This is a genomic window from Paraburkholderia kururiensis JCM 10599 = LMG 19447 (genome assembly GCF_003986935.1).
GTDB classification, from domain to species: Bacteria; Pseudomonadota; Gammaproteobacteria; order Burkholderiales; family Burkholderiaceae; genus Paraburkholderia; species Paraburkholderia kururiensis.
On record NZ_RJZE01000028.1, the window covers coordinates 107,581 to 116,780 of the forward strand.

Here is a 9,200-nt window from a genome sequence, read left to right on the forward strand (position 1 = left end):
TGATGGAAACACCGAATGACTGAATTACTGCCCACGGATGCGGCATGAAGAAACACCTCGGCCGCATCGCGGCATTTGCCGGACTCGTTATTTCCCTTTGGCTTTTCTGGCGTGACAACCCCGGCGCCGTACTGGCGCTAATGCGCGCGGCAGGCCCAGGCCTCGTGCTCGCCGCGATCGTGCACGTGCTGCCGATGCTCGCCAACGCACGCGACTGGCAAACGCTGATCCGCGGCGCCAACCGTCCCAGCTTCGCGCGCATGCTGCAACTCGTCTGGATTCGCGAATCGGTGAACGGCATGTTGCCGGTGGCGCGCATTGGCGGCGAGATCACGTCGTTCCGGCTGCTGCGCCAGCGCGGTCTGCGCGCATCCACGGCGATGGCGAGCCTCGTGGTCGACATGCAGCTCACGCTCATCAGCCAGTTGCTGTTCACGATCGCCGCCATCGGCTATCTGGTGGCGCACACAGTGGGCGACTCGCTCCATCTGGCCACGAACCTGTTCTGGGGCACGCTTGCGCTCGCCCCGGTGCTCCTGCTGTTCGCGCTCGTGCAGCACGCGAATCCCTTCGAGCGTCTTTCGCAGCTGCTCAACCGTGTGGCAAGCGGACAGCTCACGGCGCTCGCCGGAAGTTCGGCGCATATCGACCGCGCCATCAAGCTCGTCTGGCGGCGGCACGGCGTGGTGCTGCGCTACGTGTTCTTCTGGCAGACGCTGCAATGCCTCGGCACCGCGCTCGAAATCTGGATTGCGGTGCATTTCCTCGGCGCGAACGTCAGCTTCCTTGAGGCAGTGGTGATCGAATCGCTGATTCAGGCCGTGAGCAGCGCCGCGTTCTTCGTGCCGGGCGCACTGGGCGTGCAGGAAGGGGGATTCGTGCTGATCGGCTCGGCCTTCGGGCTGGACCCGGCTACCTCGCTCGCGCTTGCCGGCGCGCGGCGCGTGCGCGACTTGCTCATCTACGTGCCGGGGCTCTTCGCCTGGCAGTTCGCCGAATCGTCGGGCGGCCGGCGCTCGTATCGCACACCGGCCGCCGCGATGGATGGGCGGCGCTGATCGCTGCATAGCGTCGCCTCGCGGCAGACGAGCCGGGCCCGTCCGCCGCCTCGCCGCAATCCTCTTACTCTTCGCGACCCAGCCCAAGCCCCGGCAGCGCCCGCGTGCCTTCCGCAGCCACCGCGTGCAGCAGATCCGGATCGACGTCGAGCGCGCGCAGAATCGTCGGCGCGACCTGCGTGGTCAGCACGTAGTCCGGATTCGTGCGGCCGGCGTGGTGCAGACCCGGGAATGACACGACGAGGCCCAGGTGGCTGTCGTCGGGCGCGTTGCCGCCGTGCTCTTCGTCCTTCTTCTTGCTCGACGTGTAGATCACGCCCGGATTCGGTTGCACGACGATGTCCGGCGTGCGGCCGAGCGACGGGTCGCCGAACTTCGCCTTCACGCTCTGGCCGTACAGGATGTACGCCTGCGGGCCGTCCGCGCAGATGCCGGGCGCGTTGCAGCTCAGGTTGTCCTTGAGCGTTTTCACCACGGCGTTCAACTGGCTCGGGTCGCGCAGCCAGACGAGGCCCACGTCGTCGGTCTGCACGAAGCCCGTGCCCACCAGACCGCTTCCGTCATTGAGGTTGCCGGTCTTCGTGTTGGCCTGGCCGAAGTTGCCGTTCGGGTCCAGATAGTTGTTGGCTTCGAGCAACGCCGTCAGCGTGTCGCCGTTCTTCACGAGCTTCGTGTGATCCGTAGGCGACTGGCCGTGCTTGGCCGTCACGATGACGAGCGTCGACGAATAGAGGTTGCGCTGCTTCAGTTCATCGACAATGCGGCCCAGCGACTTGTCGAGGTACGCCACGGCGTCCGCCACCTGCGGGCCCGGCGTGAAGCTCGCGTCCAGATACCCGCCGCCCTTGGCGACCACTGCCTTCTGCGCAACGCTGAGCGTCTGGAAGTTCGTGCCGAACAGCGTGGGGACGGACGCATTCGTCTTGCCCGTGGAGTCCTTGCCGTCGATCTCGTTGATGAGCGCGGCCACGTGGAAGTCGTCGAACTGCTCGGTGTGCTTGTAGGTGTCGGTGTAATCGGAACCGGTGGCGGGGTCGATGGAATTGATTTCCGTGCGAGCCAGGTCATCCACGCCGTTGCCCGACGGACCGTTCAGCCAGTCGTAGCCCCACGCGTGCTTGTCCGCCCACGCGGTTCGCGCGCCGCGAATGTGCTGCTTCACGACCTCGAACACCGTGTTCGTCTTGACGTAGTTGTGCGGATAAACGGGTGTACACACGCCGTTGATCTTCGCGTTGGGAATGGCCTGCGGATTGAAGGCGCCGCCGCCATCGAGGTGAACGAGCGCGCCGCCATTCTCGGCATCGATGCCCGTCGTTTCATCGAACACGACGTTCCAGCCTTGCTTGCCCTGGCATTGCGTGTCCGAGGGCGCGTAGAGCGTGCGGTCGTAGGAGACGTCGTAGAAGAGGCCCGCGGTCTTCGGCGAACCACCGGTCACAAGCGCAGCGAGGCCAGGAAACGAATCGGAAAGGCCCGGCGTGTGAGCGTTGGTGTACGTCACGCCTGACTGAGCGAGCAACGCGAGGTTCGGGCAGGTATTGCCGGCAACGCAGCGGGCCACGTCCTGCTGGTGGAGACCGTCGAAGCTGATGAGAAGCACGTGCTTCACCTGCCTCGCTTCGTGGTGCTCATGCTGCTCGTCCTGAGCAGCCTGCGCGGATTGCATGCCCGCGAGCCCAAGGGCTATCGCGCTGGCCGCGGCTACCGCAGAGCGCTTCCATGTCCGTTCCATTCGTCACCTCGTTCGTTATTGGTAGAACTATTGGGAACATCTCCGACCGAGGTGCCAATCTGCATGGCCATTACGTCCCGTGGATGAAGCGGGACTTTCAATTACATTCTCTTACAAGTTATTTCGTGATCCGTATTGCCTCTGCGTTGGCGAAGCTCTGCACACAAAAAAGCCAGTGCAGGCGCTAACCCGCACTGGCTTGCTTTACTTCGACGATTGCGCGGCGCGCTCAGATCATGAGTCGCGACACCTTCGTCCCTTCGAGCGAGATGCCCGCCATCAAACCCGCATTGGTGAGCACGAACGCTTCAACGGGGCTCATGGCCGTCGATGTGTCCAGATTGCCGTTGGCGCCGATCTTCGCGAGCGCAACCGTTGCATCCGCACCCGCCGACCAGCCCTGGCTCTTCAGGAAGCTGTCCAGCGCTTCCTGCGTCATGAACGCGAAGACGAGTGCCTTCGACTGCGCACCGATCTGCAATCCGAACGAACCGCCCAGCGTGCTGTAGTAGCCCGTTGTCTGGTCGCCCACGCGCAGCGCGCCTTCGCCGTACTGTGCGCCGAACCAGAAGCCGGCCGCGATGACCGAGGGAAACACCAGCACGCCGCGCGACTTCGCGACCAACTCCTGCGACCCGTGGACCGTGCTGTAGAGGCGTGCCAATGTGGCGTCCACGCCTGCGTTGATGTTGGCACGCTTCTCGGTGTTGTCGGCCTGCGTGTTGCCGGTGCCTGGCGGCGTGGTGGTGCAGCCGGCCAGTGCAAGGGCGCCTGTTGCCAGCATGGCGCTGGAACCCGTGATGAACTGACGTCGACGCATGGGCATGGGTGCTTTCCTCCGACGAGTAATTGTTGATTGAATGTTCGCGAACGTTGCCGCGTGTCCAGTTGGACAACTATGACGCGGAAAGTTGCCGCCAGAGCCTCTCGCTCTCTTCGTGTGCGGGCATGTAGACGAGCATGCGCACGCCGTTCTGCGCCGCGGACCACCAGTTGGTCTGCTGCATGCTGTACACGCCCACCGAGGCATGACGGAACCGCTTCACGTGGTTCTCGATGCCGACCACCTGATGGCGCGGCCACAACTCGCGAAACTCCGCGGACACATTCATGTAGCGCTGCAACTGCCTTTCCCATGCCGGGTCCTGCATATGCTCGGCCATCGCGGCGCGAAAGAGCGCCACCATGCGGTCGAGCGCTTCGTCGCAGTCACCGAGGCACGCGCGCCACGTCGGGTGCGTCAACGCGAGGTAAAGGCAGTTGCGATCTTCAGGCGGGATGGTCGCGAGATCGATGCCGACGAGCCTGCAATATCCCGCGTTGAAACCGATAATGTCGAACCGTGCGCTTTGAATCACCGCCGGAAACGGGTTCATCTGATCGAGCAGGCGCTGCCACGCCTCCGAAAGCCTTTCGCAGGACGGCTTCGTGGTCACCGAGGCCGGCCGCGTCACGCCAGCAAGCGTGAAGAGATGGCGCGTTTCGGTCTCGCTGCACTGCAGGGCGGCCGCTACAGCGTCCAGCACCTTCGCGGATACGCGAATCGGGCGCCCCTGCTCGAGCTTCGTGTACCAGGTAATGCCGATGCCCGCGAGCTGCGCCACCTCCTCGCGGCGCAGACCCGGCGTGCGGCGCCGGCCGATGCGCGGCAGCCCGAGCCGCGCGGGGTCCAGACTCTCGCGGCGGGCCCGCAGGAAGCCGGCCAGCTGCAGCAGGCGGTTCGTATCGACGATATCGCCCTCGTCCGGCGAATCGGCGAGGAACAGTTCCGGCGTGGCATTCATTCGAGGTCGCTCCATCGTAGCCTGACACAACTTATACCAGTCTAAACAAACTCTGGTACCAGTCTAAAACGCTCTCCATACTAGCTTTCCAAACGCATTGAAGGAAGGCTTTCGATGACCGCGCAGAATCCTCACCCCAAGCTCAGCCAGCTTGGACTATTCGTGCTGCTGGCTGGCCAGCTGCTTCCGCAAATCGATTTTTCGATCGTCAACGTGGCGCTCGACGCCGTTGCCCATTCGCTGCATGCCACCGAAACCGGGCTCGAACTCATGGTGGCCGCCTACGGCGTGGCGTTCGCCGTGTGCCTCGCGATGGGCGGCAGGCTGGGCGACAACTTCGGCCGGCGACGCATTTTCAACATCGGCGTGCTGCTGTTCGGCATTTCGTCGCTGCTGTGCGGGCTCGCCAATTCGATGGCGCTGCTGCTCGCGGCGCGTGCCTTGCAGGGCGTGGCAGCAGCGCTGCTCGTGCCGCAGATTCTCGCCACCATCCACGTGAGCCTCAAAGGCCACGCCCATTCGCGCGCCATCGGGTTTTATGGCGCCATCGGCGGGCTCGCGTTCATCGTGGGGCAGGTGCTGGGCGGCTTTCTCGTGTCGGCCAACATTGCGGGCAGCGGCTGGCGCAGCGTGTTTCTCATCAACCTGCCGGTGTGCGCGGCCATCCTCGCGTGCTCGCGGTGGATTCCGGAAACACGCCGCGATCACGCCGCAGGTATCGACCGTCCCGCCACGCTGCTGCTCGCGCTCGTGATTCTCGCCATCCTGCTGCCGCTTTCGATGGGCCCTTCGCTGCACTGGTCAGCGCCGTGCATCGCGCTGCTCGTCGCGGCGGTGCCGCTCATCGTGCTGCTGTGGACGACGGAACTGGTCCAGGAACGCCGCGGAATATCGCCGCTGCTGCCGCCCACGCTGTTGCGCCTGCCTAGCGTGCGCTTTGGCCTTGTCGTCGCGATCCTGTTCTTCTCGTGCTGGAGCGGCTTCATGTTCGTGCTCGCGCTCACGCTCCAGGCGGGCGCGGGGCTCTCGCCGGTTCACTCGGGCAATACGCTGATCATGCTGGGCGGCTCGTACTTCGTCGCGTCGCTCTTCACCGCACGGGCCGTCGCAAAGTTCGGACGCACTCAGACGTTGATGCTGGGCTGCGCGATCCAGATGCCGGGCCTGCTCGCACTGATCGCGACACTGCATGAGGTGTGGCCTCACCCGGGCATTCTGAATCTCGCACCCGCCACGATGCTGATTGGTGCCGGCCAGGCGTTCATCGTGAGCAGCTATTACCGCATCTCGCTCACGGACGTGCCGCACGAACAGGCCGGCGCCGGCAGCGCCATGCTGGCCACGGTGCAACAGGCGTCGTTCGGGCTGGGCTCTGCGGCCCTGGGTGCTGTGTTCGCGCAGACGCTCCACCATTCCGGCCTGTATCTCGATGCCGCAACGGCGAGTCTCGTCGCGGAGTTCTGCGTAATGCTCGTGCTGGTGGCCTGCGCCGCGGTGTATCGCAGCCATGATCGAAACGCGGGCATCAGCGTGGCCGTGAACGTGGCGCAGGTGCCCGTGGACTGACGACGTGCGTGCCGCTGCCTGGTTGCCTGGTTGCCTGGTTGCCTGGTTGCCTGGTTGCCTGGTTGTGCGTGTACCGCGCACAACGGGCGTTCAAAGCTGCTTGTGATAGAACGTCGTCGCACAGAACGTGCCGTCGGGCATGAGCGCGTAGTTCGGCACCGTTCCCACGCGCTCCCATCCGGCGCGCTGATAGAGGCGCTCGGCGTCGCCGCCGGTCACGGTGTCGAGCACAAGCACCGTCTTGCCCGCTTCGCGCGCCGCATGGTCCACGGCGGCCATCAACTGTTGCGCAACGCCGCGGCGGCGCGCCTTGCGATGCACGAGCATCTTCGCCACGTCGGCACGATGCGGCTGATTCTCGGGCTGCGCGAGAATCAACTGCACCGTACCGACGATCTCGCCGTCCTCGCCTTGCGCCACGAGCAACACGCGCTCGTTCCGCGCCACGCCTTCGGCCACGTCGCGCCAGAACGCGATGGCCTTGTCGCGAGACAGCGGCCACATGAAACTCACCGACGCCCCGCCCGCCACGCAGTCGATCAACACATCGGCCAGCGCCTCGACGCATGCCGCACTTTCGTTGGCCCCGACTCGCATCACCGTTACGTTCGCGCTCATCCGTTTCTCCGTGTGGGCATGGAGGCAAGCGTGGTCAGCGCCACGAGGTAGCGTGCGGGCTTGCGCGTAGGGTTGCGAAACACCGTGGGCCGATCCACCTGCATCGCGAGGCAGTCGCCTGCTTCAAGACGCCAGCGCTCTTCGCCCAACGTGATTTCCATCGCCCCTTCGATCACCCACACCTGCTGATTGATCTCGACTTCGCGTGCCCCCGTGTCGTACGCCACGCGTTTGCCGGCCGGAAAGTGCACCTCGACGAGTTGAATGGGCGAACGCATAGCCGGCGACAGATGGCGGCGCACGTAGCCGGAGCCGGGATCGGTCCATACCGTCTGCGCGCGTGCGCGTGAGACGGGCGACGGTTCGTCCTGCGTAGCCGCGCTTTCTTCGAACAACGACGCAAGCGTGACGCCGAACGCCGTGGCCAGCTTGTCGAGCACCACCGCGGTTGGACTGCTTTCGCCGCGCTCGATCAGCGATATGTTCGAGCGGCTGACGCCGCTGAGTTCGGCGAGCGCGTCGAGTGAAAGGCCGTGCGCCGCGCGAAGTTCGCGCACGCGAGCCGCAATGAGTTCGGTGACGTCCATGCGTTCCAGTTTAATGGAAAATAAATCCACTATGAAGGAACCATAATTTGCGCGTTCGTGAGCGGCATGGATGTGCCGCTGCGCAAACGTCTAAGGAAAGCGGTTGACGGCGGTAGGCGATGAACGCGCACACGTCGTACGAATAAGGTTTGGCGAACGTGCGCAGTAGGTGCTTAAACCAGTTCGCCGTCGCGAGGAAAGGCTGTCTGCCTTGCCGCTGCGTAAATTTTCCCAGGAGGGGTAAATCATTCGCCATTGCTGCCGATAACGCAGGTCCAAAGCGTGGGGGACAACCGTGAAATTGCTTGCCAGTCTCGTCGTCGTGGCCGTCCTTGCGGGATGTGCCCAGCTCCAGGGACCGAATCAGGACGCCAGTGCGCGTACCGACATCCACACGCCTGCCGCGCCGCCAAAGCTCGTCGATTTCGTCATACCACCGGATGCTCTCGGCGCCCGCGATCCGCAGTTGACTTCGGTACTCACGAAGGTCGGCGCGCTCGCGTCGAAACAGTTGCAGCCCACGACGATTGTCGTTTCCGCGCTGCCGCAGGACTTTGCGTATCTGAACCAGTCCGTGAAGCGTGGCATTGCTTCGCAGCGAGCCGGGTCGGTGCGGATGGAAAACGTGGCCGTAGGCAGTTGCCAGCCCTACAGCATCCAGCTCAAACCGACCGAGTAACCGGAGGCCGACCTATGCTTCGATTCCTGATCTGCACGGCCACACTCGCATGCGGCACCGCATTCGCGGCCGACCCTGCAAACGTTAGCGCGCCGCCTTCACAGACGCAGGCCGCGTCAGGTGGCTCGTCGTCGGCCTTCGTCATCAAGCCGACCACGGCCGCCGCCGCGCCGAACCAGCTCTTTCCGCCGGTGCCGTCGCTCGCCTCGCTGCCGGGCTCGGGCTCGGCCAGCGACGACGAAGACACGTCGGCGCCGGTTGCCACCACAGGCTCGTCGCGTCGTTCGAAGAAATCGCGCCATGTGGTCGCGAAGAAGGCGCCGGAAGTCCAGGTGCGTGTCGTCGTCACCGACGAATCGCGCACGCAGCTTGCCGCGATGGAAAAGAAGCTGGACGCCGCGTTGCAGGAACGGCCGCACGACAAGCGGTCGGTTGCGACCGAAGGCGTTTCGGTCGCCATGACGCGCTGAGGGTGGAGGGTGGCCGTTCGTTAGCGGCAAGAAATCTTCGACGGCAAGAAGCCGTCAGGCAATATTGGGGTCCCTGCCATGCAACACGTTCTGTTCGCGGCGAAGCGCTTCGCCGCATCCAGTCTCGTTTCGCTCGCCATGACCGTCGCCGTGCTGTCGCCCGCCGCCGCACATGCGGACGACAACCACGCGGACGACAACTGCTTCGAACGCGCCGGCACCTATCAAGGCGTGAACCCGCTCATCCTGCGCGCCATCGCGTGGTTCGAATCGAAGGGCAATCCAAATGCCGTGCATCGAAATGCGGACGGCAGCGTGGACGTAGGCCAGACGCAGATCAATTCCGTGCACTTCGGCGAGTTGCGCCGCTATGGCGTGCCGCCCAATGCGCTCAAGGACGCGTGCGTGAACATCTACGTAGCGGCGTGGATGCTCAAGCAGAAGATGATTCGCCACGGAAACACGTGGCAGGCGATTGGTGCCTACCACTCGGAAACGCCGCAGCTACGCGACCAGTACGCGCGCAACATTCATTCGGTACTGGTCTCGTGGGGGATGTCGGATTAAGCCTCCCCATCAAGCCTCCACATCCTCCAGACTGAAGATTTCGGTCTGGTCGTTATACGAGAAGATCTCCGCATAACGGCTCCAGTCGATCACCGTATCGAGCGTCTCCTCCGCCGCCTGGTCCGACAGGAAGTCT

At 64.2% G+C, this 9,200-nt stretch carries 11 protein-coding genes; 5 read left to right on the top strand and 6 right to left on the bottom strand.

The window, feature by feature from the left end; translation table 11 throughout:
- The first annotated feature begins 44 nt into the window (after positions 1–44).
- Positions 45–1,058, top strand: coding sequence for a lysylphosphatidylglycerol synthase domain-containing protein (locus tag PKKP23_RS28100; RefSeq protein ID WP_126879311.1), 1,014 nt, complete (start codon positions 45–47; stop codon positions 1,056–1,058).
- Positions 1,059–1,122: 64 nt separating this feature from the next.
- On the opposite strand, the gene PKKP23_RS28105 is transcribed toward PKKP23_RS28100, so the two are convergent.
- From PKKP23_RS28105 to PKKP23_RS28115, 3 genes are all read right to left on the bottom strand, one after another.
- A complete protein-coding gene (locus PKKP23_RS28105) occupies positions 1,123–2,793 on the bottom strand; it encodes an alkaline phosphatase family protein (protein ID WP_126879312.1) in 1,671 nt (556 codons plus the stop codon).
- A 229-nt stretch (positions 2,794–3,022) separates the two neighbouring features.
- Positions 3,023–3,613: a BPSL1445 family SYLF domain-containing lipoprotein gene (locus PKKP23_RS28110; RefSeq protein WP_126879322.1), complete on the bottom strand. Its 591-nt coding sequence runs from the start codon at positions 3,611–3,613 to the stop codon at positions 3,023–3,025.
- A gap of 76 nt (positions 3,614–3,689) precedes the next feature.
- Positions 3,690–4,577 (bottom strand): helix-turn-helix transcriptional regulator, encoded by an 888-nt coding sequence (locus PKKP23_RS28115; protein ID WP_126879313.1) that lies wholly within the window; start codon positions 4,575–4,577, stop codon positions 3,690–3,692.
- Positions 4,578–4,691: 114 nt separating this feature from the next.
- Between PKKP23_RS28115 and PKKP23_RS28120 the strand changes: the two genes are divergently transcribed.
- Positions 4,692–6,143 (top strand): MFS transporter, encoded by a 1,452-nt coding sequence (locus PKKP23_RS28120; protein WP_126879314.1) that lies wholly within the window; start codon positions 4,692–4,694, stop codon positions 6,141–6,143.
- Positions 6,144–6,233: 90 nt separating this feature from the next.
- On the opposite strand, the gene PKKP23_RS28125 is transcribed toward PKKP23_RS28120, so the two are convergent.
- Together PKKP23_RS28125 and PKKP23_RS28130 are read right to left on the bottom strand one after the other, a co-directional pair.
- Complete coding sequence (locus PKKP23_RS28125) at positions 6,234–6,761, bottom strand: GNAT family N-acetyltransferase (protein WP_126879315.1); 528 nt, start codon at positions 6,759–6,761, stop codon at positions 6,234–6,236.
- Positions 6,758–7,348: a helix-turn-helix domain-containing protein gene (locus PKKP23_RS28130; protein ID WP_126879316.1), complete on the bottom strand. Its 591-nt coding sequence runs from the start codon at positions 7,346–7,348 to the stop codon at positions 6,758–6,760. The genes PKKP23_RS28125 and PKKP23_RS28130 overlap by 4 nt, the downstream gene beginning before the upstream one ends.
- A gap of 301 nt (positions 7,349–7,649) precedes the next feature.
- On the opposite strand from PKKP23_RS28130, the gene PKKP23_RS28135 reads away from it, so the two are divergent.
- The 3 genes from PKKP23_RS28135 to PKKP23_RS28145 all read left to right on the top strand — a co-directional run bounded on the left by PKKP23_RS28135 (position 7,650) and on the right by PKKP23_RS28145 (position 9,064).
- Positions 7,650–8,027, top strand: a complete 378-nt coding sequence (locus PKKP23_RS28135; protein WP_017773221.1) for a hypothetical protein — start codon at positions 7,650–7,652, stop codon at positions 8,025–8,027.
- Positions 8,028–8,041: 14 nt separating this feature from the next.
- Positions 8,042–8,497, top strand: coding sequence for a hypothetical protein (locus tag PKKP23_RS28140; RefSeq protein ID WP_126879317.1), 456 nt, complete (start codon positions 8,042–8,044; stop codon positions 8,495–8,497).
- A gap of 138 nt (positions 8,498–8,635) precedes the next feature.
- Positions 8,636–9,064, top strand: coding sequence for a lytic transglycosylase domain-containing protein (locus PKKP23_RS28145; RefSeq protein ID WP_233411937.1), 429 nt, complete (start codon positions 8,636–8,638; stop codon positions 9,062–9,064).
- Between the two features lie 9 nt (positions 9,065–9,073).
- Here PKKP23_RS28145 and PKKP23_RS28150 read toward each other — a convergent pair.
- The coding region (locus tag PKKP23_RS28150) for an AAA-associated domain-containing protein (protein WP_138721040.1) at positions 9,074–9,200 on the bottom strand (127 nt) is incomplete at its 5' end.

Bases quoted from the DNA above. Each gene is read 5' to 3' on its own strand.
- PKKP23_RS28140 (WP_126879317.1), top strand. From the start codon at position 8,042: ATGCTTCGATTCCTGATCTGCACGGCCACACTCGCATGCGGCACCGCA.
- PKKP23_RS28105 (WP_126879312.1), bottom strand. From the start codon at position 2,793: ATGGAACGGACATGGAAGCGCTCTGCGGTAGCCGCGGCCAGCGCGATA.
- PKKP23_RS28145 (WP_233411937.1), top strand. From the start codon at position 8,636: ATGACCGTCGCCGTGCTGTCGCCCGCCGCCGCACATGCGGACGACAAC.
- PKKP23_RS28115 (WP_126879313.1), bottom strand. From the start codon at position 4,577: ATGAATGCCACGCCGGAACTGTTCCTCGCCGATTCGCCGGACGAGGGC.
- PKKP23_RS28125 (WP_126879315.1), bottom strand. From the start codon at position 6,761: ATGAGCGCGAACGTAACGGTGATGCGAGTCGGGGCCAACGAAAGTGCG.
- PKKP23_RS28120 (WP_126879314.1), top strand. From the start codon at position 4,692: ATGACCGCGCAGAATCCTCACCCCAAGCTCAGCCAGCTTGGACTATTC.
- PKKP23_RS28110 (WP_126879322.1), bottom strand. From the start codon at position 3,613: ATGCGTCGACGTCAGTTCATCACGGGTTCCAGCGCCATGCTGGCAACA.
- PKKP23_RS28100 (WP_126879311.1), top strand. From the start codon at position 45: ATGAAGAAACACCTCGGCCGCATCGCGGCATTTGCCGGACTCGTTATT.
- PKKP23_RS28130 (WP_126879316.1), bottom strand. From the start codon at position 7,348: ATGGACGTCACCGAACTCATTGCGGCTCGCGTGCGCGAACTTCGCGCG.